We start from the raw sequence: 23582 nt of genomic DNA on the forward strand, positions 1-23582 counted from the left end.
TGCCGGCCGGGGAACAGGAGACACCGTAGGTTGGGCTGAGGTACGAAGCCCAACGTCGCGAGGCCGGACATCGCACCGTTGGGCCTCGCTGCGCTCGGCGCCAACCTATGAAGCTGATCGATGTGTAGGGTGGATGGCGCTCTTTTCATCCACCGGCGGTGCAGGTCGTTGCACCGATGCCAGGCCGCCCGTGCTTCAGTTCTTGCCGGTATTCCAGTTGAGGATCACCAGGGTCAGCACCCCGGCCACCAGGCCCCAGAAGGCCGAGCCGATGGACAGCAGGCTCATGCCCGAGGCAGTGACCATGAAGGTGATCAGCGCCGCTTCGCGTTCCTTGGGTTCGTTCATCGCCACGGTGAGGCCGTTGCTGATGGAGCCGAACAGCGCCAGGGCGGCCACCGAGAGCACCAGTTCCTTGGGGAAGGCGGCGAACAGCGCGGCGAGGGTGGCGGCGAAGGTGCCGGCGATGCCGTAGAAGATGCCGCACCAGACGGCGGCGGTGTAGCGCTTGTTGCGGTCTTCGTGGGCGTGGGGGCCAGTGCAGATGGCGGCGCTGATGGCCGCCAGGTTGATGCCGTGGGAACCGAAGGGTGCCAGCAGCAGCGAGGCGAAGCCGGTGACCGAGATCAGCGGCGAGGCCGGTACCTGGTAGCCGTCGGCGCGCAGCACGGCGATGCCGGGGATGTTCTGCGAGGCCATGGCGACGATGAGCAGCGGGATGCCGATGCTGATGATGGCGGTGAAGGAGAAGCTCGGCGTGGTCCACACCGGCTGCGCCAGGGCGAAGTCGAAGCCGCTGAAGTCCAGCAGCCCCAGCGCCGCCGACATGGCGCACCCCACCAGCAGCGCCACCAGCACCGCGTAGCGCGGTTGCAGGCGCTTGAGCAGGAGGTAGCTGAAGAACATCGCCAGCACCAGTGCGGTGCGGTGCTGCGCGGCGACGAAGATTTCGCTGCCGATCTTGAACAGGATGCCCGCTAGCAGTGCGGCGGCCAGGGACCCGGGCAGGCGGCGCATCAGGCGTTCGAAGCCGCCGGTGAGGCCGACCAGTGTGAGCAGCACGGCGCAGACGATGAAGGCGCCGATGGCCTCGTTGTAGGAGACACCCGGCAGGCTGGTGATCAGCAGCGCCGCGCCGGGGGTCGACCAGGCCACGGTGATGGGCGTGCGGTAGCGCAGCGACAAACCGATGCTGCAGGCCGCCATGCCGATGGACAGGGCCCAGATCCACGAGGAAATCTGCCCGGCGCTGAGCCCGGCGGCCTGGCCGGCCTGGAACATCAGCACCAGGGAGCTGGTGTAGCCGGTGAGCATGGCGATGAAGCCCGCCACCACCGCCGAGGGCGAGGAGTCGGCCAGCGGGCGCAGGCGGGGCAGGGCGGCGCTGGAGTCGGAAGCCTGGGTCATCAGACGGTTCCCTTGAAGTCGACGAGGATCGGATAGAGCGAGGCCACCAGCAGCAGGGCCATGCCGATATTGAACGCGCGCAGCACCCGTGGCGAGGACAGCCAGCGGCGCAGCAGGCTGCCGGCCACGGTCCAGAGCCCGACGCTGGGGCAGTTGATCAGGGCGAACAGCGCGGCGATCAGCAGGGCATTGGTGACGAAGTTCTCCTGGGGGGTATAGGTGGTGATGGCGCCGATCGCCATGACCCAGGCCTTCGGGTTGACCCACTGGAAGGCCGCCGCCTGGAGGAAGGTGAAGGGCCGCGCGCCGCTGTCGCGACTGTCGGGGGCGCCGGAGCCGGCGACCTTCCAGGCCAGGTAAAGGAGGTAGGCCGCGCCCAGGTAGCGCAGGGTGGTGTAGAGCACCGGCACCTGCTCGAAGACCTGGTGCAGGCCGAGGCCGACCGCGATCACCAGGACCATGAAGCCCAGGCTGATGCCGAGCATGTGCGGCAGGCTGCGGCGCACGCCGAAGTTCACCCCGGAGGCGAGCAGCATCATGTTGTTGGGGCCCGGTGTGATCGAGGTGACGAAGGCGAACAGGGCGAAGGCGAGCAGCAGTTCCGGGCTCATGGCGGGGCACTCTTGTTGGAATGCTGGAAGCCTACGGCGTGGCGCGTTGCCGCGCCCCGTACAGCGAAGCGCGCAAAAAGCGATACAGTCGCGTGACGCGCGTGGATACAGCCAGTACTGTTCCGGTTTCGAGTTTCCCCAGGAGCCCCGCCACATGGACGAAAACCCCTACGCCGCACCCCAGACTGATCTGGTGGGCGCACAAGCCCCTCACGAACTGCCGGACTGGAGCCCGGGGCTGCTCAACCTGCTGGGCTGGCTGTGCCTGATCTCGGCCCTGGGGTCGGTGGCGGTGCTGGTGTTCATCTTCCTGGGGGATTTCATCGGCATCCACAGCGCCTCGCTGGTCGCCGACTGGCTGGGCCTGGCGGTGATGCTCCTGGGCAGCTACCTGAGCCTGCGCCTGAAGGGCTTCGCCGAGGCGCGCTTCGCCGCCACCGGGCTGGCCTGGCCGACCTGGCTGGTGATCCTGGCGGGCGTGGTGTCCCAGGTGATGATGATGCTGGTGGACGACGCGGCCATGGCGCGCCTGGGCTGGCAGCTGGGGGCGTACCTGGGGCTGATGGTCGGCTATGGCGCCGTGGTCATCTGGCTGGCGGTGCGCCTGCTCAAGGTGCAGAACGTCTATCCGCCGTTCCGCGTCATGGCCTGGTTGCTGCTGGTGGGCGGGGTGATGATGGCGACGGTATTGCTGGTGCTGGTTTCCCTGCTGCCGCTGCTGGGCTCGTCCATCGCCATGGCGCTGGTGTTCTTCCGCGGCGCCAGGGACGTGGCCGGGCGGGCCTGAGTCAGGCGGCTTCTTCGCTCTCGCCCGGGCGTGCGCTGGACAGTGCCTGGTTGACCTTCAGCCAGCCATCCACGGCGTCCGCCCCGGCCTCGCTGAAGGCGCGCTCCAGCAGGCGCGCCTGCTCGCGGCGCAGGCTCTTCTCCAGTTTCGAACCGTCGGCGGTCAGGCCCAGCTGGCGCTTGCGCTTGTCGTCGTCGGCGGCGGTGCTTTGCACCAGGTCCATCTCCATCAATTGGCGCAGGGGCGTGTTCAACGCCTGCTTGCTGACGCCTAGGTAGCCGAGCATCTCCTTGACGCTGAGCCCCGGGTACTTGGCGATGAAGAACAGGATGCGGTGGTGCACCCGCGACAGGCCGCGACGGGCGAGCATTTCGTCGGGCTTGCTGGTGAAGGCCTGGTAGCCGAAGAAGAAGGCTTCCATGGCGGCGTGCTGGACGGCTGGGTTTTTAAGGTCAAGCATATTGACGTATCCATCCCGGGCATCGTAATTTCGGTCAAGCAGTTTGACTCAATTTTCCCGCCTTCGCACCCGGTGACAACCCATGGCCTTCTCCGAACGCATCGCCCGCCTGAAAAGCTCCTTGATCCGTGAAATCCTCGCTGCGGCGCAGCGCCCGGAGGTGATGTCCTTCGCCGGTGGCCTGCCGGCCGAACCGATGCTGCCGAAGGTGGAGTGGGCGGACATGCCGGTGAGTATGGGCCAGTACGGCATGAGCGAAGGCGAGCCGGCGCTGCGCGAGGCCATCGCCGCCGAGGCGCAGAAGCTGGGTGTGCAGTGCGACGCCAGCCAGGTGCTGATCGTCAGCGGCTCCCAGCAGACCCTGGACCTGGCGTCCAAGCTGTTCATCGACCCGGGTACCGAAGTGCTGCTGGAGGCGCCGACCTATCTGGCCGCCCTGCAGGCCTTCCAGCTGTTCGGCGCCGATTGCATCGCCGTGGCCCAGGAAGCCGACGGCCCCGAGCTGGCCTCCCTGCGCCAGCGCCTGGAGCAGCACAAGCCGGCCTTCGCCTACCTGATCCCGACCTTCCAGAACCCCTCGGCCGTGCGCTACAGCGAAGCCAAGCGCGATGCCGTGGCGGCGCTGCTGGACGAGTTCGGCGTGACCTTGATTGAAGACGAGCCCTACCGTGAGCTGGTGTTCGACGAAGGCACCGCTACCCCTATCGTCAGCCGCCTGAAGAAGGCCAGCTGGATCTACACCGGCACGGTGTCCAAGACCCTGCTGCCGGGCCTGCGCGTGGGCTTCCTGATCGCCAGCCCGGACCTGTTCCCCTACCTGCTGCGCCTTAAGCAGTCCGCCGACCTGCACACCAACCGCATCGGCCAGTGGCAGGCCCTGCAATGGCTGGGCACCGAGCAGTACCGCGAGCACCTGGCCGAGCTGCGCGACTTCTACCGCCAGCGCCGCGACGCCATGCAGGCGGCACTGGAGGAACACTTCGCCGACCTCGCCACCTGGCAGATTCCCCAGGGCGGCCTGTTCTTCTGGCTGGCGCTGAAGCAGCCGCTGGACACCCGCACCCTGCTCAAGCCGGCGCTGGAGCAGAATGTCGCCTTCATGCCGGGAGAACCCTTCTTCATTGACCCGGACCAGCATCCCGGCTATCTGCGTCTTAACTTCAGCCATGTGGCACCCGAGCGCCTGGGCGAAGGCCTGCAGCGCCTCGCCGGGGTCATCCGTCACGCACTGGCCGCCGAGGCCGCCTGATCGAGGAGTACGACATGTACAAGGTTCACGGCGATTACATCTCCGGCAATTGCTACAAGGTCAAACTGATCCTCACCCTGCTCGGCAAGCCCTACCAGTGGGTGCCGGTGGACATCCTCAAGGGCGAGACCCAGAGTGAGGCCTTCCTGGCGCTGAACCCCAACGGCAAGATCCCGGTGCTGGAACTGGAAGACGGCACCACGCTCTGGGAGTCCAACGCCATCCTCAACTTCCTCGCCGAGGGCAGCGACCTGCTGCCCAGCGAGCCGCGCCTGCGCACCCAGGTGCTGCAGTGGCAGTTCTTCGAGCAGTACAGCCACGAGCCCTATGTGGCGGTGGCGCGCTTCATCAAGCTCTACCAGGGCATGCCCGCCGAGCGCGAAGAGGAATACCGCACCTGCCTGGTGCGGGGCTACAAGGCGCTCAAGGTGATGGAACAGCAGCTCTCGCGCACGCCGTACCTGGTGGGCGAGCAGTACTCCATCGCCGACATCGCCCTCTATGCCTACACCCATGTGGCGGAAGAGGGCGGTTTCGACCTCTCGCGCTTCCCGGCCGTGCTGGCCTGGATGGACCGCGTGGCCAGCCACCCGAAACACGTGGGCATGCTGGGCTGACACCACACGAGGGGGCAGGGAGGCCCGCACATGACGACGCCATCGCTCAATGGCCCGCGCGTCGGGCTGCGCCCCTTCAGGGCCGACGACGCGCCCGAGGTCCAGCGACTGGCCGGTGACCCGGCCATTGCCGCAACCACCGCGACCATTCCCCATCCCTATCCCCTGGAACTGGCCCAGAGCTGGATCGCCAGCCTGGAGCCCGGCTACCCGCAGCGCCCACGCATCACCTGGGCCATCGTCCGGCGCGAGGACGATGCGCTGCTCGGCTGCATCAGCCTCATGGGGCTGCGAGCCGGCGCCGAATCCGGCGAGCTGGCCTACTGGATCGGCAAGCCTTACTGGGGCCAGGGCTACATGCAGGAGGCCGCACGCCTGGTGCTGGCCCACGCCTTCGAGACGCTCGGCCTGGCCTCGGTGGAGGGTTACTGCCTGGCGCACAACCCGGCCTCGGCGCGGGTGATGACCTGCATCGGCCTGCAGCCCCTGGGGCAGCGCTTCCCCCGCGAGTTCCGTGGGCGCGAGGAGACGCTGCTGGGCTTCCGCCTGGACGTGGCGCACTGGGCGACCCTGGTCTAACGTGGCGACATCGGCCTGCGATGGGCCAGGCAGGGAGAGACCCATGAAATACACAGGCGGCTGCCATTGCGGCCGGATCGCGTTTGAGGTAGACGGCAGCCCGCTCGCCGAGGTGATGGAGTGCAACTGCTCGCTATGCAGCAAGCGCGGCTATCTGCTGTGGTTCGTGCCACGGGCGCAACTGACGCTGTCGACCCCGGACACGGACCTGTCCACCTACCGCTTCAACCGCATGCACATCGCCCATCACTTCTGCGCCCACTGCGGCTGCGCGCCCTTCGGCGAGGCGGCCGATCCCCAGGGCAATGCCATGGCGGCGGTGAACGTGCGCTGCCTGGAGGGCGTTGACCCCGACACCCTGAAGGTGGTGAAGGTGGATGGGCGCAGCTTCTAGCTCGCTGGGTTCAGGCAAGACGATGTGCTGCATTCGACTCCGACTGGTGGCGGTGAATAGCGACCTCGACGCAGCGGTCATTCGGCATGCACCTGTAGGGGCGACTTCAGTCGCCCGTTGGTGTGCAGCGCCGCCGGTCTTGTGGGCGAATTCATTGATTCTGTCTGCGTTAGCGCGGTGCTTCCGGCGGGTCCGAGGTGCGCGCAGCACACCCTACGTCCGAAGTGAGCGGCGGCTGCAGGTTCCGAGGTCTGATTGCGCCCCTTTCTAGGGGGCCAAAAAGCAAAGCCACGTTCTAAGAACGTGGACTTTTACTCGCGAGAAGAGCCCACCTCGAATCCTGAAGCCCGATAAACGAAAAAACCGGCCGAGGCCGGTTTTTTCATGGGCGCGCGACTCAGCGGATCAGGCTGAGGAACTCGCTGCGGGTCGCGGCGTTCTGGCGGAACTCGCCGAGCATCACCGAGGTGACCATGGAGGAGTTCTGCTTCTCCACGCCGCGCATCATCATGCACATGTGCTGGGCTTCGATGACCACGGCGACACCGGCGGCACCGGTGACCTGCTGCACGGCCTCGGCGATCTGGCGGCTGAGGTTTTCCTGGATCTGCAGGCGGCGGGCGAACATGTCGACGATGCGCGCGACCTTGGACAGGCCCAGCACCTTGCCGCTCGGCAGGTAGGCGACGTGGGCCTTGCCGATGAAGGGCAGCAGGTGGTGTTCGCACAGGGAGTACAGCTCGATGTCCTTCACCAGCACCATTTCGCTGTTGTCGGAACTGAACAGTGCACCGTTGGTGACTTCCTCCAGCGTCTGCTCATAGCCGCGGCAGAGGTACTGCATGGCTTTGGCGGCGCGCTTGGGGGTGTCCAGCAGGCCTTCGCGGGAGACGTCCTCGCCGAGCTGGCCGAGGATCGCGGTGTAGTGTTGCTCGAGTTTCTGATTGCTAGATTCCATGGGGCTTCCAGGGGCTAGTGGAATATCAGCGTGCCCTTCGTGGGCCTCCCTTCCGGGGGCCGCACCGCTTGCCCATCGTGGTGGGCTCGGGACAGCTTCTGCACGCTATGGCCGGATCGAGTGGCGATAGAGGCGGGCATCATACCCGCCACGACGCGTCGGGTCGCCTGGGCGAGGCGGCAATTGTACTGCGGGCGGGGCCGTTGCCGGCTATCCGCACACGCCATGGAGAGGGTCAGGCGCCGACGCTGTCGCGATTGAAGCGCAGGTAGGAACCCCTGAAATTCTCGCCGTTGGCCAGCACGCAATCGGCGCGGGTGATGGCCATGCCGTAGCCGAGCTCGGCCATCTCGTGGTGGAAGGCCTGCTGGTCGTCGCGGTCCGGGTCCACCAGCAACACTTCCACGGAGCGGGCGGAGTGGCGGTCGATGAAGTCGGCCAGGTCTTCCTGGTGGTCGCGGTCGTAGAGCAGGTCGCTGCCGATGATCAGGTCGAATTCGCCGAAGGCCTCGCTGCCACCCCAGTCGCAGGTTTCATAGCGCATCGGCGGCAAGGCGTTGAGGCGGGTGTTCTCGGCGAGGAAGGCCGGGATCAGCGGGTGGATGTCGCTGGCGGTCATGTCGCCGCCGCGCTGGTGGCCCACCAGGCTGGCCAGGCACAGGCCCGCGCCCACTTCCAGTACGCGCAGCCCGGTGAGGTCGCGGGTGGCGATCTTTTGCGCCAGCGCTTCGCCGGCCGGCCAGACCTGGCCGAACAGGGCCCAGGTGTCTTCGGTGATGCCACGGCTGGCGGCCTCGCCCAGCGGGTCGTGGAACTGCTCGGCATCCAGCAGCGATTGCATGTGGAAGTCCCTGCCGCCCACCCGGAAGGTACTGGTCTTGATCAGATAGCCTGGCATGTCGCTCCGCTGCGCTGAAAAAAGAGAAGGCAAAAAAAAGCCCCGGAAACCCGGGGCTTCTTTCGAGGCGGGGGTTAGACCACCTGAACTTGCTCGGCTTGCAGGCCTTTCGGGCCCTTGGCGACGAGGTAGCTCACCTGCTGGCCTTCAGCCAGGGATTTGAAGCCGGCGCTTTCGATGGAGCGGTAGTGAACGAAGAGGTCAGGGCCTTCCTGGGGGGTGATGAAGCCGAAGCCTTTTTCATCGTTGAACCATTTGACGGTGCCGGTTTGACGAGTGGACATGATGTATCTCCAGGGAAATGGAAAGGGCATCGACGCCGGGACATCCGGGTCGAGACTGAGGGCGAAAGCGAAAGAAGCCGAGGAGATGAAAGATGGGAATCGTTACATCAGGTCAGAAATCGCAATGACACGTTGCATCCAGTGGGCACACCATACTCTTCTCTGGCGAATAACCCAGGTTTATTTGCGCGGGGGTGGCTGATGAGCCTCTCGGAAGGGGAGGAAAGGGCCGCCATCAGTTGAATTTGGGGGGACCGATGGCGGCCCTACTGCAAGCCCTCAGCAGGGCTTCCAGAGGATAGTGAGGCTCCCGCCGAGCGCCATCGCCGCCCGTCGCCGGGCACGGGCAGCGTCATTCGGCCGAGGGTGGCGGCAGGCGTTCGGCCCAGGTTTCAGCCCACTCGGCGAGGGGCAGGCAGCGCTGGATCAACTCGTCGCCATTCTCGCTGAGCCGATAGCCGGCATCCCCCAGATCGACCAGCAGCGCCTGGCGCAACTCGCCCATGCGGGTGTTGAGCACGGAGGGCGAGAGGCCTTCGCAGCGCGCCTGGAGTTCACGGAAGGTGGCCGGGCCCTGGTGCAGTTCCCAGAGGATGCGCAGGCTCCAGCGACGGCCGAGGAGGTCCAGCAGGGCCATGATCGGGCGGCCGCTGGTGGAGCCGCGAACCGGTTTGCCGGGGAGGGGAAGGGTCATGATCGGTTTCCTTGCTACTTTTTTAGTAGCATGCGAAAAACTTTGCTGCTACGTTTTGCGTAGCGTAACAGCCCGACAGGAGATCCGGCCATGAGCACTGCGCGTATCCAACCCCTCGATGCCCCCTATGACCCGGCCGTGCAGGCCGCCTTCGACAAGGTCATGCCGCCCGGCGTGCCGCCGCTCAAGCTGTTCCGCAGCATGGCGCGCAACCCTCGCGTACTGCAGCGCCTGATCGCCGGCGGCCTGCTGGACCCCGGCAGCATCAGCCTGCGGGAGCGCGAGGTGCTGATCCTACGGACCACCGCCCGCTGCCGGGCCGAATACGAATGGGGCGTGCACGTGGCCTTTTTCGCCGAGCGCGCAGGGTTCTGCGCGGAGCAGGTGGCCGACAGTTGCAGCGAGCACCCCGATCCTGCGCTCTGGAGCGCGGCCGAACTGGCGCTGATGGAGCTGGCCGATGGGTTGAACCGTTCGGCGCAGGTGGAGGAGGGGCTGTGGCAGCGGCTGGCCTCGCACTTCGGCGAGGAGCAGTTGATCGAGTGCCTGATGCTGGTCGGCTTCTACCACGCGGTGTCGTTCGTGGTGAACGGCACCGGCGTGGAGCGGGAAGCGGGCGTGCCGCGCTTTCCGCGCTGACTACTCGTCGCGGCCTTCGAGCATGGTGCGGCGCAGCATCACATAGACTGCGCCGGTGCCGCCGTGGCGCGGCAGGCAGGAGGTGAAGCCCAGCACCTGCGGGTGCTGGCGCAGCCAGGTGTTGACGTGGCTCTTGATCAGCGGGCGCTTGCCATCCAGGCGTGCGGCCTTGCCGTGGGTGATGCGCACGCAGCGGATTTCGAATTTCGCCGCTTCGGCGAAAAAGTCCCACAGGGTTTCGCGGGCTTTTTCCACGCTCATGCCGTGCAGGTCGAGGCTGCCTTCGAAGCCGATCTGGCCCAGCTTGAGCTTGCGCATCTGGCCTTCCTGGACGCCGTCGCGGGCCCAGTGCAGTTCGTCCTCGGCACCGACGTCGATGACGAACAGGTCGGAGAGGCCGTCCACCTTGGTCGATTCGGTTATCTGGGTCGCATTCTGGCGCAGGCTGGCGACCTGCTTGCGGTCGGCCTTCGGCTTGCCGGTGTCGGCACGGTCGTGCTGGATGCGCTTCACGCCGCGCATCTGGTCGTTGAACAGGGAAAAGTCGTCGTCTTGCATAAGGCCTCCACGAAGGAGGCCTAGTTTACCCAGCGCCTGGGCGTCAGTCGCGTTTCTTCATCAGCCCGGGGGACAGGCTCAGGTCGTTGCGGCGGCGCGAACGGCGGCGGGCGATGCGCCAGCCGGCGACGCCGAACCAGAGGCACAGCAGGCCGATGACCAGCAGGGTCACGGCGGAACCCGTGCTGTCATTCAACGTACCCAGCGCCGGCGGGCGGCCGAGCAGGGTGGCGGCGCCGGCCATGGCGAGCAGGATGCCGAAACCGGCGACCAACGCGGCGAAGGCCGCGGCGATACGCCAGCGCCAGCTGCCCGGCCCACGTGGACGCAGGCGGCGGGCATCGAAACCATCGGATAGCTTCATCCGGACGTCCTCATTGGCAATCGGGCGTATGACCGGCGCCTGTCAGCGGGGTTCCGGTCGTTCGCCCGATTGGATGTCGCGAGATGTGTAGCGCCCGGGCTCAGGCCAGGGCGCGGGCGTGGGGCACGACGCTGGCGAAGTTATCGGCGAGGGCGATGACTTCGACGCGGTGCATCTCGTCGGCGCTGATCACGCCGCCATCGAGCGTGGGCAGGTCGCGGGTGGCACAGGCGGCGCTGACCAGGGTGCAGCGGTAGCCGTAGTCCTTGGCGGCACGCACGGTGGTGCTGACGCTGGAATGGGTCATGAAGCCGCAGACCACCAGGTCCAGGTGGCCGATGTCCTGCAGGCGGTCATGCAGCTCGGTGCCGGCGAAGGCGTTGGGCAGGCGCTTCTCGACCACGGTCTCGCCCGGCAGCGGGGCGACTTCGGGGAGGTGCTGGCCACGTTCGCCCTGGGGGTCGAGCAGGCCGCCGGGAACGCCCAGGTGCTTGACGTGGACCACGGCGCTGCCGATGGCGCGGGCGGCTGCCAGCAGGGTGGCGATCTCCTCCAGCGCGGCATCCAGGCCGGGCAGGGCGAGAACGCCGCTGCGGTACTCCTCCTGCGCGTCGATGATCACCAGGGTGGCGTTGTTCAGGCTGGCGGGCGGGTAGCCGCGGCCACTCAGTTGGAACATGGATTTGGGGGCGGACATGCGAATCTCCGGTACGGCTTTGTCGGCCATTGTCCGCCGAGCGGAGCGATAAGTGAACCATGTCGCGCAACTGACTTGTCGATCGTCGGGCGGCCGTGCACTATCCGTGTGTTTCGCAGGACGCGAAGCCCCCCGCAGAAGGAGCTGCCCATGCCCGATTTCTCTGAGGTCCCCGCTTATTTCTGGTTGCTCTTCGCCCTGGCCGTGTCCATCGCGGTGATGCGCGAGTTGCGTCGCGAGCGCGAGGAAGAGCCCGGCCCGCCAACGCGTCGCAAGCCCTGAGCCGACGGGTGTAGAATCACCCACCCGAGTTTTCTGAGGTCGTCTTCGTGTCCGAGTCCCGTTTGCGCACCCTGCGTGATCACATCCGCTGGGCGGTCAGCCGTTTCCATGCGGAAAACCTGTTCTTCGGTCATGGCACCGACAACGCCTGGGACGAAGCGCGCCAGCTGGTGCTGGGCGCGCTGCACCTGCCTTATGAAGTGGCCGACAGCTACCTCGATTGCCGCCTGGAAGACGACGAGCGCGCCCACGTCCAGGCGCTGCTGCGCCGCCGCATTCTCGAGCGCGTGCCGGTGGCCTATCTGCTGGGCGAGGCCTGGTTCTGCGGCATGCCCTTCGTGGTGGACGAGCGCGTGCTGGTGCCGCGTTCCCCCATCGCCGAGCTGATCCAGCAGAGCTTCGAACCCTGGCTGGCCGCCGAGCCTGCGCGCATCCTCGACCTGTGCACCGGTTCCGGCTGCATCGGTATCGCCGCGGCCCATGCCTTCCCCAATGCCGAAGTGGTGCTGGCCGACCTGTCCTTCGATGCGCTGGAAGTCGCCAACCTGAACATCGAGCGGCATGACCTGGAAGACCGCGTCTTCACCGTCCAGGGCGACGGTTTCGAGGGGCTGCCGAACCAGCGTTTCGACCTGATCCTGTCCAACCCGCCCTATGTGGACGCCGAAGACTTCGCCGACATGCCCGAGGAGTTCCAGCACGAGCCGGCCATGGGCCTGGCCTGCGGCGACGACGGGCTGGATCTGGTGCGCCGGATGCTGGCCGAGGCCGCCGACCACCTCACCGAGCGCGGCACGCTGATCATCGAAGTGGGCAACAGCCAGGTGCACGTCGAGGCGCTTTATCCGGAAGTGGACTTCACCTGGCTGGAGTTCGCCCATGGCGGCCACGGCGTGTTCCTGCTCAGTGCCAGCCAGTGCCGCGAGCACCAGGCGCTGTTCCGCTCGCGCCTGAACGGCTGAGCCACGGCAAGTCCGAAAGCCCGTCCCCTCCAGGCGACGGGCTTTTTCATGCCTGGGCATTTTGGGGGGACGTAGGGCGGGTGAAACCCGCGTGTCGGGTTGCACCCGACCTACAGGCCCTGCCTCGCATTGCGTGCGTGGGTAACGCGCAGGCTCAGTGGGTGGCGATCCAGATCAGCAGCCCGGCCTGGAACACCGCGAACACCACCAGGCAGGCGATGGTGAAGCGCAGGCCGCTGTCCTCGCGCTGGAAGGCGTTGACCCGCTCCTGCAGCTTGCGGATCTCGATCTCCTGCTGGTGCAGGTTGTGGTCGGCCTGCTGGAGCATGGCGGCGGCGTCGAGCATGTCGACGACCTGCACCTTTTCCTTGTTCCAGTCCTCGTGCAGCTCGCTGACGCGCCCGGCACGGTATTCGGCCTTGAGCTGGAGGGCGTCGAGGTAGGTGACCTCGAACCCCTGGGCCTTGAGGAAGTGATCGCGGCGCAGGCGGAATTCTTCGGCCACCGCGTCCTTGGCCGCCAGGGCGCCGCCTTCGACCTTGTAGTGCGGCCAGTGGCGCCGGGCCCAGCCGATGCCGCGTGCCAGCAGGAAGCGGCCCAGGCCACGGTTCTGCGGCTCCAGTTGCAGGCCGCTGTCGGCGCCGAAGCGCACCTCCTTGCTGCGGTGGTCGGCCCAGACCTCGAACAGGTTCTGCTCCTTGCGCACCCGCTGGCCGGGCAGGTGCAGGCTCAGGTGCAGCACGCTCTGGTCGGCGCTGTGGCGTTCCACCTCGCCGAACTGAACGAAGCGCAACGGCCGCGCGCCGGTCTGCCTGTCGGTGGGCAGCGGGGCCAGGCGCAGCAGCTGGAAACGCTCCGGCTCCAGGTCCGTCCACGGGTGTGGCTGGGCTATGGGTTCGGCGGTTTCCGTCTGTTCGGTTTCGTCTTCGGTCATCGAGCGCAATCCTGTGGCTGGGCGCAGCGGGCCCCATGGCGGCGCGCTGACCTGTCCCTTATCGGCTGCTTTTGCCGTCGCTGGAGGGCAGCCGCTCGATGAAGGCGACCAGGCGCTCACCGAGCTCGCGGGCCAGGGGCAGGCCCGGGGAATTATAGGTGGCGAGCGGGTCGCGGGCATCCGCCGGGGTGATGCGCAGGATGTGGTTCATGCCAGGGATGATCGCCAGCTCGGCATCCGGGCGGATCGCCTGCAGGGCGCGGGCGTCGCCCACGCTCACCTGGATGTCGTGGCTGCCCTGGACGATCAGCGCCGGCACCTTTACGGCGGTGAAGGCGGCGGCCGGGTCCTTGGCGAACAGCGAGATGAGGTAGGGCTGCACGCTGGGGCGGTAGAGCACCAGCAGCGGCTTGGGCACGCGCAGCACCTGATGCCCGGCCTTGAGGCTGGCGAGGATTTCGTCGCTGCGGGCCATCAGCGGCGGTGGCAAACGCTGTTGCAGCTGTTCACGCAGCAACTGGTCGATGGGGCGGGCGCTGCCGGCGATGGACACCAGCGCGTCGGCCCCGGCACCCGGCGCGGCCAGGCTGGCGATCAAGGCGCCCTCGCTGTGGCCGATCAGCACCAGCCGCGAGAAGCGCGGGTCGGCCTTCAGCTTGTGACCCCAGGCCACCGCATCGGCCACATAAAGGTCGACGCTCAGTTGCCGCTCGTCGGGGCCGGCGGCCTGGCTCGCGGCGATACCGCGCTTGTCGTAGCGCACGCTGGCGATGCCGTTGCGTGCCAGCAGCTCGGCGAGTTTCTTCAGGCTGTCGTTGCGCCCGCCCATGGGGTTGTTGCCGTTGCGGTCGGTGGGGCCGGAGCCGGCCAGCAGCAGCGCCACCGGCACCGGCGTGTCGGTCTTGGGCCGCAGCAGGGTGCCGTGCAGCGTGCCGGTGGCGGTCTCCAGCTCGATGGGGCGCTGCAGGATGGTCCAGGGATCGGCCAGGGCGGTGCCGGTGAAGATCAGGAAGAGGAGGGCGAGCAGGGGGCGGAGGTGTGGCATGAAGGGTTCCGGGTACGGCGATGTGGCTTGGACGCCGGCGCCGGCGCAAGGTTCGTGGGTGAACTGGCCGGGCGCCGCAGGTATACTCCTCGGCCTTTCTTCGAGGCCCAATTTAAGCGGAGCACTGTGCATGTCCGGCAACACCTACGGCAAGCTGTTCACCGTCACCACGGCTGGCGAAAGCCACGGCCCGGCGCTGGTCGCCATCGTCGACGGCTGCCCGCCGGGGCTGGAGCTTTCCCTGGACGACCTGCAACGTGACCTCGATCGCCGCAAGCCGGGCACCAGCCGCCACACCACCCAGCGCCAGGAAGCCGACGAGGTGGAAATCCTCTCCGGCGTCTTCGAAGGCCGCACCACCGGTTGCTCCATCGGCCTGCTGATCCGCAACACCGATCAGAAGTCCAAGGACTACTCGGCGATCAAGGACCTGTTCCGCCCGGCCCATGCCGATTACACCTACCACCACAAGTACGGCATCCGCGACTACCGTGGCGGCGGCCGTTCCTCGGCGCGCGAGACCGCCATGCGCGTCGCCGCCGGCGCCATCGCCAAGAAGTACCTGGCCACCCTGGGCATCAGCGTGCGCGGCTACATGAGCCAGCTCGGCCCGATCGAGATCCCCTTCAAGACCTGGGATTCGGTGGAGCAGAACGCCTTCTTCAGCCCCGACCCGGACAAGGTGCCGGAGCTGGAGGCCTACATGGACCAGCTGCGTCGTGACCAGGATTCCGTCGGCGCCAAGATCACCGTGGTCGCCGAAGGCGTGATGCCGGGCCTGGGCGAGCCGATCTTCGATCGCCTGGACGCCGAACTGGCCCATGCGCTGATGAGCATCAACGCGGTGAAGGGCGTGGAGATCGGCGCCGGTTTCGCCAGCGTCGCCCAGCGCGGCACCGAGCACCGTGACGAGCTGACCCCGGAAGGCTTCCTCAGCAACAACGCCGGCGGCATCCTCGGCGGCATCTCCTCGGGCCAGCCGATCGTCGCCCACCTGGCGCTCAAACCCACCTCCAGCATCACCACCCCGGGCCGCTCCATCGACGTCGACGGCAACCCGGTGGACGTGATCACCAAGGGCCGCCACGACCCCTGCGTCGGCATCCGCGCCACGCCCATCGCCGAAGCCATGATGGCCATCGTGCTGATGGACCACCTGCTGCGCCATCGCGGCCAGAACGCCGGCGTGCAGGTCGCCACCCCGGTGCTCGGCCAGCTGTGACGGGCAGCGCGCTGCCTTATTGGCGGCTGTCCGGTTTCTACCTGTTCTACTTCGCCCTGCTGGGCGCCACGGCGCCCTTCCTCGGGCTGTACTTCGCCCACCTGGGCTTCTCTCCGGCGCGCATCGGCGAGCTGGTGGCCATCCCCATGCTGATGCGCTGCGTGGCCCCCAACCTCTGGGGCTGGCTGGGTGATCGCAGCGGTCGGCGCCTGGCCATCGTGCGCTTCGGCGCGCTCTGCACCCTGTGCACCTTCGCCCTGATCTTCATCGACAAGAGCTACGCCTGGCTGGCGATGATCATGGCCCTGCACGCCTTCTTCTGGCACGCGGTGCTGCCGCAGTTCGAGGTGATCACCCTGGCGCACCTGCGGGAGCAGGCGGCGCGCTACAGCCAGATCCGCCTGTGGGGCTCCATCGGCTTCATCCTCACCGTGGTCGGCCTGGGCAAGGCCTTCGAGGTGTTCAGCCTGGACGTCTACCCGCTAGCGCTGGTGATCATCATGGCCGGCATCGTCGCCAGCAGCTGGTGGGTGCCCAACGCCACGCCGCTGGCCCGCGACAACGGCCTGCAGCAGGGCGGCTTCATCGCCCAGCTGCGCCAGCCGGGCGTGCTGGCCTTCTACCTGTGCGTGGGGCTGATGCAGCTGTCCCACGGGCCCTACTACACCTTCCAGACCATCTACCTGGAGGCCCTCGGCTACCCGCGCGGCTTCATCGGCCAGCTCTGGGCGCTGGGCGTGGTGGCCGAGGTCTTGATGTTCCTGGTGATGGCGCGCATCCTCGCGCGGTTCTCGGTGCGCCAGGTGCTGGCTGCGAGCTTCCTGCTCGCGGCGTTGCGCTGGCTGCTGCTGGGCCATTTCGCCGACAACCTCGCGGTGCTGCTGTTCGCCCAAGTGCTCCATGCGGCGACCTTCGGCAGCTTCCATGCGGCGGCCATCCATTTCGTGCAACGCCAGTTCGGCCCGCAGCAGCAAGGCCAGGGCCAGGCGCTCTACGCGGCACTCGCCGGCACCGGCGGCGCGCTCGGAGCCCTGTACTCGGGCTACAGCTGGACCAGCCTGGGCGCCTCCTGGACCTTCGTCATCGCCAGCCTGGCAGCCATGGCCGCAGCCGTTATCATTGCCACTCAATTGAAAGAGGAGCGGGCATGAACCGCCAACAACTCGCCCAGCAGATCATCGATGCCGGCCGCTTCCTGTATGGCCGCGGCTGGTCGCCGGCCACCAGCAGCAACTACTCCACGCGGCTGTCCGCCGACCAGGCGCTGCTGACCGTTTCCGGCAAGCACAAGGGCGAACTGGGCCTGGACGACGTCCTCGCCACCGACCTCGACGGCAACAGCCTGGAGCCGGGCAAGAAGCCCTCCGCCGAAACCCTGCTGCACACCCAGCTGTACCGCTGGAAGCCGGAGATCGGCGCCGTGCTGCACACCCACTCGGTGAACGCCACCGTGCTCTCGCGCATGACCCTGGCCGACTCCCTGGTGTTCGCCGACTACGAGCTGCAGAAGGCCTTCAGCGGCATCGCCACCCACGAATCCCAGGTGCTGGTGCCGATCTTCGACAACGACCAGGACATCGCCCGCCTCGCCGCCAAGGTGCAGCCCTGGCTGGACGAACACCCCGATTGCGTGGGCTACCTGATCCGTGGCCACGGCCTCTATACCTGGGGGCCGCGCATGAGCGATGCGCTGCGCCAGGTGGAAGCCTTCGAGTTTCTTTTCGAGTGCGAGCTGAAGGTTCGCGCCATCACCCGACCCTGACGCTTCCTTCCGCCGAAGGTGCATGACCGATAGCGCGTTCGCCCGACCCGCCCCAGAGCGGGAGTGCGGCGCCAGGAGTAGCCAGATGAGCAGCCTTACCGTCTACCACGAGACCAGCCCCGACGTACCGAACAAGGTACTGACCCATGTCGACGACATCGCCAGCACCCTCGCCGATGTCGGCGTGCGCTTCGAGCGCTGGCAGGCCAGCGCGCCGATCACCGCCGGTGCCCCGCAGGAGGAGGTGATCGCCGCCTACCGCCCGCAGATCGACGCGCTGATGAAGGAGCGCGGCTACGTCACCGTCGACGTGGTCAGCCTCGACCGCAGCCACCCGCAGAAGGCCGAGCTGCGCGCCAAGTTCCTCGACGAGCACCGCCATGCCGAAGACGAAGTGCGTTTCTTCGTCGCCGGGCGCGGCCTGTTCACCCTGCACATCGACGACTACGTCTATGCCGTGCTCTGCGAGAAGAACGACCTGATCTCGGTGCCCGCCGGTACCCGCCATTGGTTCGACATGGGCGAGGAGCCGCACTTCGTCGCCATCCGCCTGTTCAACAACCCCGAGGGCTGGGTGGCGCAGTTCACCGGCGAGGAGATCGCCAGCCGGTTCCCGCGGTTGGAGGATTGAGCTTCCGGTGCTGGGGGAAAAGCGGTGGGCTGAAGCCCACCCTACGCCCACCCTCTACGCCCACCCAACGCCCGGCCTGCGCCTGTCTAATACTTGCCCGCAGCCCCGTTTGGGGCCCATTGAATAACGCGACACCGGAGCCTGCATGCCCATCAAAGCCATTCTCACCGACATCGAAGGCACCACCAGCGCCGTCAGCTTCGTCTTCGACGTGCTCTTCCCCTATGCCGCCCGCCACCTGCCGGAGTTCGTGCTGACCCACGCCGAGCGGCCGGATGTCGCCGAGCAGCTGCAGGCGGTGCGGGTGGAGAGCGGTGAGCCGGCTGCCGAGCCGCTGCGGGTGGTGGAAATCCTCCTCGGCTGGATCGCCGAAGACCGCAAGGCCACGCCGTTGAAGGCGCTGCAGGGCATGGTCTGGGAGCAGGGCTACGCCGCCGGCCAGCTCAAGGGCCACGTCTACCCGGACGCGGTGGAGGCGCTGAAGCGCTGGAAGCAGGACGGCTACGCGCTGTACGTCTATTCCTCCGGTTCGATCCAGGCGCAGAAGCTGATCTTCGGCTGCTCCGAGGCGGGCGACCTGACGCCGCTGTTCTCCGGTTACTTCGACACCACCTCCGGGCCCAAGCGCGAGGCGGCGTCCTATGGGCGCATTGCCGATGCCATCGGCTTGCCTGCCGGCGACATCCTCTTCCTCTCCGATGTGGTGCAGGAACTGGACGCTGCCCAGCAGGCCGGCATGCCCACCATCGGCCTGGCCCGTGAGGGCGGCGAGCTGGGCAGCCACCCCACCGTGGCCAGCTTCGCGGTGATCGACCCGGCGCGCGCCTGAGCCCTGCCGGGCCTTACTGGTCCAGCCACACCGCGCGGTGATCCGAGCCGCGCCAGGGCAGGGCGCCCACCGCGCGCACCGGGCGTTCGCCGCGTACCAGGATGTGATCCAGCCCGAGCATGCCCGGCCACCAGGTGGGGCGGATGCGCGGGCTGGTCAGGCGCAGCCCGGCGTTGTCGAGAAAGTCCCGCAGGCGCGGTGAATAGGCCGTGACATTGAGATCCCCCAGCACCACCACCTCCGGCCCTTCGGCGGCGATGCGTTCCGCCAGTTGCCGCAGTGATTCGTCACGGGCCAGCGCCAGATCGGCTCCCAGTGGCGGCGGTGGATGCAGGCCGAAGACCACCGTGCCGTCTTCCAGCTCGGCACGCAGGTAGGGATAGCCGGCGGCAGGGCCGGTGAGTTCCAGCACCTGGCAGCGCTTCAGCGGCAGGCGCGAGAACAGCGCCAGGCCGAAGGGCGAATCGCTGTAGCGGGCGCAGGCCTCGAAGGGGCGCAGCGCGGCCAGTTGCTCCGACCAGGCGGGCGTGGCCTCGCTGACGAAGATCAGGTCCGCCTTCTGTTCTGCCAGCCAGCGGGCATCGGCGGCGGCATCCCCGTTGTCCAGCTTCAGGTTGAAGGCGAGGAAGCGCCGCGTGGGCGCATCGGTCGCCAGGGGCTCGGTGGGCAGCGGCGTCAGCGACCAGGCCAGGGCACCCAGCCCGCACAGGGCGAACAGCAGCGAGGAGGCATTGCGCGGTTGCACGGCAGCGCCGACCAGCATCACCAGGGCCTGGATCGGCATGAAGTGACTGAGCAGCTCCAGGCCCCAGTGCAGGCGGCCGAACTGGCCAAGCACCAGGGTGACCAGGGCCAGCCAGGCGAGCTGGTTGAGGTGAAAGCGCAAGGCCTTGAGCACGCGTGCATCCTGGGTGGGTGGGAAAGGCGCGATTGTAGGGCCATCCGACGCGACGTGGGAGCCTTGATAACGGTGCCGGGAACACCCTGGCCGGCGCCCGTGTCCTAACACTGGATAGCTACCCTGCAGGAGCCCGCCATGAGCCAACACGCGATGACCCTGTACGCCGTGCTGGGCACGCTGTACCTGCTGCTCACCGCCTGGGCGCTGTTCAACGTGCTGGGCAGCGGTGCGCGGCGCGAGCAGAAGGTCCTCTGGACCGCACTGTTGCTGCTGTTCCCGCTGCTCGGGCTGTTCAACTGGGCCTGGATGGGGCCGCGTCGCCTGCACCGTTGATCCAGGCTCACCTATCCTGCACTCACAACCCCCGCAATAAGGAGTATCGCCATGGGTTCGATCCTCAACAGCCTCGCCGGGCTGATCATCCTCGCCCTGGATATCTGGGCCATCCTCAACGTCATCAAAAGCAATGTCGAAATCGGCATGAAGGTGTTGTGGATCCTGCTGATCGTGCTGCTGCCGGTGATCGGCCTGATCATCTGGGCCATCGCCGGGCCCCGTGGCAATGTGAGGATATGAGCCGGCGCCGCGGCGCCTGGCTGCTGCTCTGCGCCTGCCTGGCGCTGCCCGTTCACGCCTCTGAAGACGCCGCCTGGGCTGCCTTGCGCAGTGGCCAGGCGGTGTTTCTCATGCATCACGCCAGCGCACCGGGCGCGGGCGACCCGGACAGCTTCCGTCTCGGCGATTGCACCACCCAGCGCAACCTCGACGGTGGCGGGCGCTACCAGGCCCAGCAATGGGGCCAGTTGCTGCGCAGCCACTGGATCGAGGCACCGCGCCTCTTCACCGGGCGCTGGTGCCGCACCCAGGACACCGCCCTGGAACTGCACATGGGCGCCTCGCAACCCATGGCCGAGCTGGATTACTTCGAGGGTGATACCGCCGCCATCCAGCGCATGCGTCAGGCCATCAACGCACTGCCGCGCGGCCTGCCGCTGGTGCTGGTGACCCACGGGGTGAACATGGCGGCGTTGACGGGAACGGCGGCGGCGCCGGATGAAGCCCTGATCGTCGCGCTGCCCCTCACCGAGCCGGCCCGGGTCCTGGCGCGCATCCCCGCACCACACTAGCCGCGCTAGATCAGCTGCAGCTGGTCCTGCACCGGCTGCACCGCCGCGCCTTCCAGGCGCAACAGGATGGCCTTGCGCTCCAGCCCGCCACCGAAGCCGGTGAGGCTGCCGTCGCGGCCGATGACCCGGTGGCAGGGGATGATCACCGCAATGGGGTTGGCGCCGTTGGCCAGGCCGATGGCGCGCACCGCCTTGGGCCGGCCGATGCGCAGGGCCTGGGTGGCGTAGCTGATGGTCTGGCCATAAGGGATCTCTAGCAGCGCCTGCCAGGCGGCGCGCTGGAACTCGGTGCCCTGGGGCGCCAGCTGCAGGTCGAAGCGCTTGCGCTTGCCGGCGAAGTATTCGTCCAGCTGGCGGCAGGCCTTGTCCAACTGGCGGGTGGCGGGCTGCCAGAGCGCATCCAGCACCGTGGACTGTTCGGTCTCCATGTGCAGCAGGCGCAGCCCGGCCTCGTCGCCGGCCAGCAGCAGCGGGCCTATGGGGCTGTCCTGATAGCGGAAGTACATGGATCAATTCTCCGATGCGTAGCTGTGCCAGAGGTAGACGGCGGCGTAGGCGCGCCACGGCCGCCAGTGCTCGGCGCGGCTGGCCAGGGCCTTGGCGCTGATGCCGGTTTCCCCCCAGAAGGGTGACTTGAGCAGGCCCAGGTCGGCGGTGGGGAAGGCATCCGGCTGGCCGAAGGCACGCAGGGCGATGTATTCGGCGGTCCAGGGACCGATGCCGGGCAGGGCGCAGAGGCGTGCGATGAGGGCTTCGACGCCCTCGGCCACCGAGAGTTCCAGGGCGCCGGAGGCCACCGCGTCGGCGAAGCGGCGCAGGGTTTCCACGCGTTTTCCGGGCATGCCGATACCCGGCAGCGGGTCGTCGGCGATGGCGCGGGCGGTGGGGAACAGGCGCAGCGGGCCGTCGTCGGGAGAGTCCGCCAGGGGCTCGCCGAGGCGTTCCACCAGGCGCCCGGCGATGGTCACCGCGGCCTTCACCGTCACTTGCTGGCCGATGATGGTGCGCACGCCCTGCTCGAAGGGGTCGAAGGCCACCGGCAGGCGCAGGCCCGGGTAGCGCTCCAGCAGGGGTTGCAGTTGCGGGTCGCCGCGCAGGTGCCGGGCGATGGCCAGGGGGTCGCTGTCGAGGTCGAACATCTGCCGCACCCGCGCCACCAGTTCCGCCTCGCGGCCGATGCACGAGGGGCTCAGTTCCAGGGCGAGGTGCCCGGCGCCGGGGCGCACGCGGAACCAGCCGTGCAGCTCGCCGAGGCGGAAGCTGCGGCAGTAGCTGGCGGCGTCGATGCGTTCGACGCCGGGCAGGCGGCGCAGGGCGAAGTGGCGCAGGAACTGCTCCCAGCTCCAGGGTTCGATGTAGGGCAGGTGCAGGCCGGTGGCGGCGGGGAGGGATGCGTTCATGGCGCGACGATACCGCCGGTCGTGGCGGCTGTCTCTCGGAAACTGACCATCGAATTCCTGGCCTTCACGGTTCGACCTGTAACCCGGGCCATCGTAGAATGCGCGCCTTTTCTTCGGGACGGACCCGGCTCGCCGCCCGCCCACCTGCAGCCATCACGGGAGACCCCTCATGAGCGACTACCAGGAAACTCTCTACGAAGGCTACGGCCAGCGTTTTCGCATGGACAAGCTGCTCCACGAAGTGCGCACCGAGCACCAGCACCTGGTGATCTTCGAGAACCCGCGCATGGGCCGCGTCATGGCCCTGGACGGCGTGATCCAGACCACCGAGGCGGATGAGTTCATCTACCACGAGATGCTCACCCACGTGCCCATCCTCGCCCATGGCGCTGCGCGTCGCGTGCTGATCATCGGCGGTGGCGACGGCGGCATGCTGCGTGAAGTGCGCAAGCACAAGGGCGTCGAGAGCATCACCATGGTGGAGATCGACGGCACCGTGGTGGAGATGTGCAAGGAGTTCCTGCCCAACCACTCCAAGGGCGCCTATGAAGACCCGCGGCTGAACCTGGTGATCGACGACGGCATGCGCTTCGTCGCCAGCACCGAGGAGAAGTTCGACGTGATCATCTCCGACTCCACCGACCCGATCGGGCCGGGCGAGGTGCTGTTCTCCGAGAACTTCTACCAGGCCTGCCGCCGCTGCCTGAACGACGGCGGCATCCTGGTCACCCAGAACGGCACGCCCTTCATGCAACTGGGCGAAGTGCAGACCACCGCAGGCCGCATGAACGGCCTGTTCGCCGACTGGCACTTCTACCAGGCGGCCGTGCCCACCTACATCGGTGGTTCCATGACCTTCGCCTGGGGCGCCACCAACCCCGCGTCGCGCAAAGTCTCCCTGGACACCCTGCGCCAGCGTTTTGCCGGCAGCGGCATCGTCACCCGCTACTACAACCCCGAGATCCACCTCGGCGCCTTCGCCCTGCCGCAGTACGTGCTGCAAGCCATCGGCAAGCCGAGCAACGACTGAGCCGAGTGCCATGCAAAAGGCCCCGTGAGGGGCCTTTTTTGTGCTCGCTCGAACCATCCCTGTGGGAGCGGTTTCAAACGCGAAATGGGCCCGCGAAGGACACCGTCGCGGCACACAACCTGTAGGGGCGAATTCATTGGCTCTGTCTGCGTTAAGTGTTGCTAGAAGAATTGAGCCCAGCTGATTGCCGAGCTCTGGTGATGTCTCTGGTTTCGCCCCCCCGGGCGAGTCTCTTTTGGCAGTCGTCGGGATGCCGAACCA

At 67.4% G+C, this 23582-nt stretch carries 32 protein-coding genes; 17 read left to right on the forward strand and 15 right to left on the reverse strand.

Annotated elements, in window-relative coordinates; translation table 11 throughout:
• Positions 1 to 195 precede the first annotated feature (195 nt).
• Together RTW82_RS30025 and RTW82_RS30030 are read right to left on the reverse strand one after the other, a co-directional pair.
• Positions 196 to 1407 carry a benzoate/H(+) symporter BenE family transporter gene (locus tag RTW82_RS30025; protein ID WP_316927368.1) on the reverse strand — a complete coding sequence of 404 codons (1212 nt, stop codon included), beginning with the start codon at positions 1405 to 1407 and terminating at the stop codon, positions 196 to 198.
• Positions 1407 to 2018, reverse strand: a complete 612-nt coding sequence (locus RTW82_RS30030; RefSeq protein WP_316927369.1) for a LysE family translocator — start codon at positions 2016 to 2018, stop codon at positions 1407 to 1409. The genes RTW82_RS30025 and RTW82_RS30030 overlap by 1 nt, the downstream gene beginning before the upstream one ends.
• Before the next feature lie 154 nt (positions 2019 to 2172).
• On the opposite strand from RTW82_RS30030, the gene RTW82_RS30035 reads away from it, so the two are divergent.
• Positions 2173 to 2805: a hypothetical protein gene (locus RTW82_RS30035; RefSeq protein ID WP_316927370.1), complete on the forward strand. Its 633-nt coding sequence runs from the start codon at positions 2173 to 2175 to the stop codon at positions 2803 to 2805.
• 1 nt (position 2806) lies between these two features.
• On the opposite strand, the gene RTW82_RS30040 is transcribed toward RTW82_RS30035, so the two are convergent.
• A complete protein-coding gene (locus RTW82_RS30040) occupies positions 2807 to 3265 on the reverse strand; it encodes a MarR family winged helix-turn-helix transcriptional regulator (RefSeq protein ID WP_031289025.1) in 459 nt (152 codons plus the stop codon).
• Between the two features lie 82 nt (positions 3266 to 3347).
• Here RTW82_RS30040 and RTW82_RS30045 point away from each other — a divergent pair, with 82 nt between their 5' ends.
• Genes RTW82_RS30045 through RTW82_RS30060 form a run of 4 tightly spaced genes read left to right on the forward strand, consistent with a single transcriptional unit; the run spans position 3348 to position 6104 of the window.
• The gene (locus tag RTW82_RS30045) at positions 3348 to 4514 is read left to right on the forward strand and encodes a PLP-dependent aminotransferase family protein (protein WP_263402170.1); all 1167 of its coding nucleotides are present in this window, start codon (positions 3348 to 3350) and stop codon (positions 4512 to 4514) included.
• A gap of 14 nt (positions 4515 to 4528) precedes the next feature.
• Complete coding sequence (locus tag RTW82_RS30050) at positions 4529 to 5131, forward strand: glutathione S-transferase family protein (protein WP_021222678.1); 603 nt, start codon at positions 4529 to 4531, stop codon at positions 5129 to 5131.
• A 30-nt stretch (positions 5132 to 5161) separates the two neighbouring features.
• Entirely contained in the window at positions 5162 to 5710 is a 549-nt protein-coding gene (locus RTW82_RS30055) for a GNAT family N-acetyltransferase (protein ID WP_316927371.1), read from the forward strand.
• Between the two features lie 43 nt (positions 5711 to 5753).
• On the forward strand, positions 5754 to 6104 hold the full coding sequence (locus RTW82_RS30060) for a GFA family protein (RefSeq protein ID WP_316927372.1): 351 nt from the start codon (positions 5754 to 5756) through the stop codon (positions 6102 to 6104).
• A gap of 397 nt (positions 6105 to 6501) precedes the next feature.
• On the opposite strand, the gene folE is transcribed toward RTW82_RS30060, so the two are convergent.
• The 4 genes from folE to RTW82_RS30080 all read right to left on the reverse strand — a co-directional run bounded on the left by folE (position 6502) and on the right by RTW82_RS30080 (position 8938).
• Positions 6502 to 7062, reverse strand: coding sequence for a GTP cyclohydrolase I FolE (folE, locus tag RTW82_RS30065; RefSeq protein ID WP_021222675.1), 561 nt, complete (start codon positions 7060 to 7062; stop codon positions 6502 to 6504).
• Between the two features lie 235 nt (positions 7063 to 7297).
• Positions 7298 to 7960, reverse strand: coding sequence for a class I SAM-dependent methyltransferase (locus RTW82_RS30070; protein ID WP_263402166.1), 663 nt, complete (start codon positions 7958 to 7960; stop codon positions 7298 to 7300).
• A 74-nt stretch (positions 7961 to 8034) separates the two neighbouring features.
• Positions 8035 to 8244 carry a cold-shock protein gene (locus RTW82_RS30075; RefSeq protein ID WP_263402165.1) on the reverse strand — a complete coding sequence of 70 codons (210 nt, stop codon included), beginning with the start codon at positions 8242 to 8244 and terminating at the stop codon, positions 8035 to 8037.
• A 352-nt stretch (positions 8245 to 8596) separates the two neighbouring features.
• Positions 8597 to 8938, reverse strand: a complete 342-nt coding sequence (locus RTW82_RS30080) for a winged helix-turn-helix transcriptional regulator (protein WP_021222672.1) — start codon at positions 8936 to 8938, stop codon at positions 8597 to 8599.
• Between the two features lie 90 nt (positions 8939 to 9028).
• Between RTW82_RS30080 and RTW82_RS30085 the strand changes: the two genes are divergently transcribed.
• Complete coding sequence (locus RTW82_RS30085; RefSeq protein WP_316927373.1) at positions 9029 to 9577, forward strand: carboxymuconolactone decarboxylase family protein; 549 nt, start codon at positions 9029 to 9031, stop codon at positions 9575 to 9577.
• Here RTW82_RS30085 and RTW82_RS30090 read toward each other — a convergent pair whose 3' ends face one another.
• From RTW82_RS30090 to RTW82_RS30100, 3 genes are all read right to left on the reverse strand, one after another.
• Positions 9578 to 10135, reverse strand: coding sequence for a Smr/MutS family protein (locus RTW82_RS30090; protein WP_263402163.1), 558 nt, complete (start codon positions 10133 to 10135; stop codon positions 9578 to 9580).
• A gap of 43 nt (positions 10136 to 10178) precedes the next feature.
• Positions 10179 to 10499, reverse strand: coding sequence for a hypothetical protein (locus tag RTW82_RS30095; RefSeq protein WP_021222669.1), 321 nt, complete (start codon positions 10497 to 10499; stop codon positions 10179 to 10181).
• A 100-nt stretch (positions 10500 to 10599) separates the two neighbouring features.
• Positions 10600 to 11196: a cysteine hydrolase family protein gene (locus RTW82_RS30100; protein ID WP_021222668.1), complete on the reverse strand. Its 597-nt coding sequence runs from the start codon at positions 11194 to 11196 to the stop codon at positions 10600 to 10602.
• Between the two features lie 150 nt (positions 11197 to 11346).
• On the opposite strand from RTW82_RS30100, the gene RTW82_RS30105 reads away from it, so the two are divergent.
• Both RTW82_RS30105 and prmB read left to right on the forward strand, forming a co-directional pair.
• Positions 11347 to 11478, forward strand: coding sequence for a hypothetical protein (locus RTW82_RS30105; RefSeq protein ID WP_263402161.1), 132 nt, complete (start codon positions 11347 to 11349; stop codon positions 11476 to 11478).
• A 47-nt stretch (positions 11479 to 11525) separates the two neighbouring features.
• Positions 11526 to 12440, forward strand: a complete 915-nt coding sequence (prmB, locus tag RTW82_RS30110) for a 50S ribosomal protein L3 N(5)-glutamine methyltransferase (RefSeq protein WP_031289021.1) — start codon at positions 11526 to 11528, stop codon at positions 12438 to 12440.
• A 154-nt stretch (positions 12441 to 12594) separates the two neighbouring features.
• Here prmB and RTW82_RS30115 read toward each other — a convergent pair whose 3' ends face one another.
• Together RTW82_RS30115 and RTW82_RS30120 are read right to left on the reverse strand one after the other, a co-directional pair.
• Positions 12595 to 13374 (reverse strand): hypothetical protein, encoded by a 780-nt coding sequence (locus tag RTW82_RS30115; protein ID WP_316927374.1) that lies wholly within the window; start codon positions 13372 to 13374, stop codon positions 12595 to 12597.
• A gap of 58 nt (positions 13375 to 13432) precedes the next feature.
• Positions 13433 to 14419 (reverse strand): alpha/beta hydrolase, encoded by a 987-nt coding sequence (locus tag RTW82_RS30120; protein WP_316927375.1) that lies wholly within the window; start codon positions 14417 to 14419, stop codon positions 13433 to 13435.
• A gap of 130 nt (positions 14420 to 14549) precedes the next feature.
• Between RTW82_RS30120 and aroC the strand changes: the two genes are divergently transcribed.
• The 5 genes from aroC to mtnC all read left to right on the forward strand — a co-directional run bounded on the left by aroC (position 14550) and on the right by mtnC (position 18863).
• Positions 14550 to 15641, forward strand: coding sequence for a chorismate synthase (aroC, locus tag RTW82_RS30125; protein ID WP_021222663.1), 1092 nt, complete (start codon positions 14550 to 14552; stop codon positions 15639 to 15641).
• Positions 15638 to 16792, forward strand: coding sequence for an MFS transporter (locus RTW82_RS30130; RefSeq protein ID WP_265169130.1), 1155 nt, complete (start codon positions 15638 to 15640; stop codon positions 16790 to 16792). The genes aroC and RTW82_RS30130 overlap by 4 nt, the downstream gene beginning before the upstream one ends.
• Positions 16789 to 17403: a methylthioribulose 1-phosphate dehydratase gene (locus RTW82_RS30135; protein ID WP_184490881.1), complete on the forward strand. Its 615-nt coding sequence runs from the start codon at positions 16789 to 16791 to the stop codon at positions 17401 to 17403. Before RTW82_RS30130 ends, RTW82_RS30135 begins: the two co-directional genes overlap by 4 nt.
• Positions 17404 to 17488: 85 nt before the next feature.
• Positions 17489 to 18034 (forward strand): 1,2-dihydroxy-3-keto-5-methylthiopentene dioxygenase, encoded by a 546-nt coding sequence (locus tag RTW82_RS30140; protein WP_021222660.1) that lies wholly within the window; start codon positions 17489 to 17491, stop codon positions 18032 to 18034.
• A 145-nt stretch (positions 18035 to 18179) separates the two neighbouring features.
• On the forward strand, positions 18180 to 18863 hold the full coding sequence (gene mtnC, locus RTW82_RS30145; protein ID WP_184490883.1) for an acireductone synthase: 684 nt from the start codon (positions 18180 to 18182) through the stop codon (positions 18861 to 18863).
• Positions 18864 to 18876: 13 nt separating this feature from the next.
• On the opposite strand, the gene RTW82_RS30150 is transcribed toward mtnC, so the two are convergent.
• Positions 18877 to 19761, reverse strand: coding sequence for an endonuclease/exonuclease/phosphatase family protein (locus RTW82_RS30150; RefSeq protein WP_316927376.1), 885 nt, complete (start codon positions 19759 to 19761; stop codon positions 18877 to 18879).
• 138 nt (positions 19762 to 19899) lie between these two features.
• On the opposite strand from RTW82_RS30150, the gene RTW82_RS30155 reads away from it, so the two are divergent.
• The 3 genes from RTW82_RS30155 to RTW82_RS30165 are packed head-to-tail and all read left to right on the forward strand — an operon-like array spanning position 19900 to position 20891.
• Entirely contained in the window at positions 19900 to 20097 is a 198-nt protein-coding gene (locus tag RTW82_RS30155; RefSeq protein WP_263402155.1) for a PLDc N-terminal domain-containing protein, read from the forward strand.
• 51 nt (positions 20098 to 20148) lie between these two features.
• Positions 20149 to 20340 carry a PLDc N-terminal domain-containing protein gene (locus RTW82_RS30160; protein ID WP_043244146.1) on the forward strand — a complete coding sequence of 64 codons (192 nt, stop codon included), beginning with the start codon at positions 20149 to 20151 and terminating at the stop codon, positions 20338 to 20340.
• Positions 20337 to 20891, forward strand: a complete 555-nt coding sequence (locus tag RTW82_RS30165) for a histidine phosphatase family protein (protein WP_043244147.1) — start codon at positions 20337 to 20339, stop codon at positions 20889 to 20891. The genes RTW82_RS30160 and RTW82_RS30165 overlap by 4 nt, the downstream gene beginning before the upstream one ends.
• Before the next feature lie 5 nt (positions 20892 to 20896).
• Here the strand turns inward: RTW82_RS30165 and RTW82_RS30170 are convergent, their stop codons facing one another.
• Together RTW82_RS30170 and RTW82_RS30175 are read right to left on the reverse strand one after the other, a co-directional pair.
• Positions 20897 to 21397: a methylated-DNA--[protein]-cysteine S-methyltransferase gene (locus RTW82_RS30170; RefSeq protein ID WP_316927377.1), complete on the reverse strand. Its 501-nt coding sequence runs from the start codon at positions 21395 to 21397 to the stop codon at positions 20897 to 20899.
• A gap of 3 nt (positions 21398 to 21400) precedes the next feature.
• Positions 21401 to 22291, reverse strand: coding sequence for a DNA-3-methyladenine glycosylase family protein (locus tag RTW82_RS30175; protein ID WP_021222653.1), 891 nt, complete (start codon positions 22289 to 22291; stop codon positions 21401 to 21403).
• 169 nt (positions 22292 to 22460) lie between these two features.
• On the opposite strand from RTW82_RS30175, the gene speE reads away from it, so the two are divergent.
• A complete protein-coding gene (speE, locus tag RTW82_RS30180) occupies positions 22461 to 23321 on the forward strand; it encodes a polyamine aminopropyltransferase (protein WP_021222652.1) in 861 nt (286 codons plus the stop codon).
• Positions 23322 to 23582 lie beyond the last annotated feature (261 nt).

Origin of the sequence: Pseudomonas sp. zfem005 (assembly GCF_032621735.1) — a bacterium.
Lineage (GTDB): Bacteria > Pseudomonadota > Gammaproteobacteria > Pseudomonadales > Pseudomonadaceae > Metapseudomonas > Metapseudomonas solani.

What these genes read in the sequence shown, in the direction of transcription:
- aroC (WP_021222663.1), top strand. Translation starts at nt 14,550, where the DNA reads ATGTCCGGCAACACCTACGGCAAGCTGTTCACCGTCACCACGGCTGGC.
- RTW82_RS30045 (WP_263402170.1), top strand. Translation starts at nt 3,348, where the DNA reads ATGGCCTTCTCCGAACGCATCGCCCGCCTGAAAAGCTCCTTGATCCGT.
- RTW82_RS30165 (WP_043244147.1), top strand. Translation starts at nt 20,337, where the DNA reads ATGAGCCGGCGCCGCGGCGCCTGGCTGCTGCTCTGCGCCTGCCTGGCG.
- RTW82_RS30155 (WP_263402155.1), top strand. Translation starts at nt 19,900, where the DNA reads ATGAGCCAACACGCGATGACCCTGTACGCCGTGCTGGGCACGCTGTAC.
- mtnC (WP_184490883.1), top strand. Translation starts at nt 18,180, where the DNA reads ATGCCCATCAAAGCCATTCTCACCGACATCGAAGGCACCACCAGCGCC.
- RTW82_RS30170 (WP_316927377.1), bottom strand. Translation starts at nt 21,397, where the DNA reads ATGTACTTCCGCTATCAGGACAGCCCCATAGGCCCGCTGCTGCTGGCC.
- RTW82_RS30160 (WP_043244146.1), top strand. Translation starts at nt 20,149, where the DNA reads ATGGGTTCGATCCTCAACAGCCTCGCCGGGCTGATCATCCTCGCCCTG.
- RTW82_RS30050 (WP_021222678.1), top strand. Translation starts at nt 4,529, where the DNA reads ATGTACAAGGTTCACGGCGATTACATCTCCGGCAATTGCTACAAGGTC.
- RTW82_RS30060 (WP_316927372.1), top strand. Translation starts at nt 5,754, where the DNA reads ATGAAATACACAGGCGGCTGCCATTGCGGCCGGATCGCGTTTGAGGTA.
- RTW82_RS30090 (WP_263402163.1), bottom strand. Translation starts at nt 10,135, where the DNA reads ATGCAAGACGACGACTTTTCCCTGTTCAACGACCAGATGCGCGGCGTG.
- RTW82_RS30030 (WP_316927369.1), bottom strand. Translation starts at nt 2,018, where the DNA reads ATGAGCCCGGAACTGCTGCTCGCCTTCGCCCTGTTCGCCTTCGTCACC.
- RTW82_RS30025 (WP_316927368.1), bottom strand. Translation starts at nt 1,407, where the DNA reads ATGACCCAGGCTTCCGACTCCAGCGCCGCCCTGCCCCGCCTGCGCCCG.
- RTW82_RS30080 (WP_021222672.1), bottom strand. Translation starts at nt 8,938, where the DNA reads ATGACCCTTCCCCTCCCCGGCAAACCGGTTCGCGGCTCCACCAGCGGC.
- speE (WP_021222652.1), top strand. Translation starts at nt 22,461, where the DNA reads ATGAGCGACTACCAGGAAACTCTCTACGAAGGCTACGGCCAGCGTTTT.
- RTW82_RS30055 (WP_316927371.1), top strand. Translation starts at nt 5,162, where the DNA reads ATGACGACGCCATCGCTCAATGGCCCGCGCGTCGGGCTGCGCCCCTTC.
- RTW82_RS30115 (WP_316927374.1), bottom strand. Translation starts at nt 13,374, where the DNA reads ATGACCGAAGACGAAACCGAACAGACGGAAACCGCCGAACCCATAGCC.
- RTW82_RS30035 (WP_316927370.1), top strand. Translation starts at nt 2,173, where the DNA reads ATGGACGAAAACCCCTACGCCGCACCCCAGACTGATCTGGTGGGCGCA.
- RTW82_RS30105 (WP_263402161.1), top strand. Translation starts at nt 11,347, where the DNA reads ATGCCCGATTTCTCTGAGGTCCCCGCTTATTTCTGGTTGCTCTTCGCC.
- RTW82_RS30135 (WP_184490881.1), top strand. Translation starts at nt 16,789, where the DNA reads ATGAACCGCCAACAACTCGCCCAGCAGATCATCGATGCCGGCCGCTTC.
- RTW82_RS30075 (WP_263402165.1), bottom strand. Translation starts at nt 8,244, where the DNA reads ATGTCCACTCGTCAAACCGGCACCGTCAAATGGTTCAACGATGAAAAA.
- RTW82_RS30140 (WP_021222660.1), top strand. Translation starts at nt 17,489, where the DNA reads ATGAGCAGCCTTACCGTCTACCACGAGACCAGCCCCGACGTACCGAAC.
- RTW82_RS30070 (WP_263402166.1), bottom strand. Translation starts at nt 7,960, where the DNA reads ATGCCAGGCTATCTGATCAAGACCAGTACCTTCCGGGTGGGCGGCAGG.
- RTW82_RS30100 (WP_021222668.1), bottom strand. Translation starts at nt 11,196, where the DNA reads ATGTCCGCCCCCAAATCCATGTTCCAACTGAGTGGCCGCGGCTACCCG.
- folE (WP_021222675.1), bottom strand. Translation starts at nt 7,062, where the DNA reads ATGGAATCTAGCAATCAGAAACTCGAGCAACACTACACCGCGATCCTC.
- RTW82_RS30095 (WP_021222669.1), bottom strand. Translation starts at nt 10,499, where the DNA reads ATGAAGCTATCCGATGGTTTCGATGCCCGCCGCCTGCGTCCACGTGGG.
- RTW82_RS30120 (WP_316927375.1), bottom strand. Translation starts at nt 14,419, where the DNA reads ATGCCACACCTCCGCCCCCTGCTCGCCCTCCTCTTCCTGATCTTCACC.
- RTW82_RS30175 (WP_021222653.1), bottom strand. Translation starts at nt 22,291, where the DNA reads ATGAACGCATCCCTCCCCGCCGCCACCGGCCTGCACCTGCCCTACATC.
- RTW82_RS30040 (WP_031289025.1), bottom strand. Translation starts at nt 3,265, where the DNA reads ATGCTTGACCTTAAAAACCCAGCCGTCCAGCACGCCGCCATGGAAGCC.
- RTW82_RS30085 (WP_316927373.1), top strand. Translation starts at nt 9,029, where the DNA reads ATGAGCACTGCGCGTATCCAACCCCTCGATGCCCCCTATGACCCGGCC.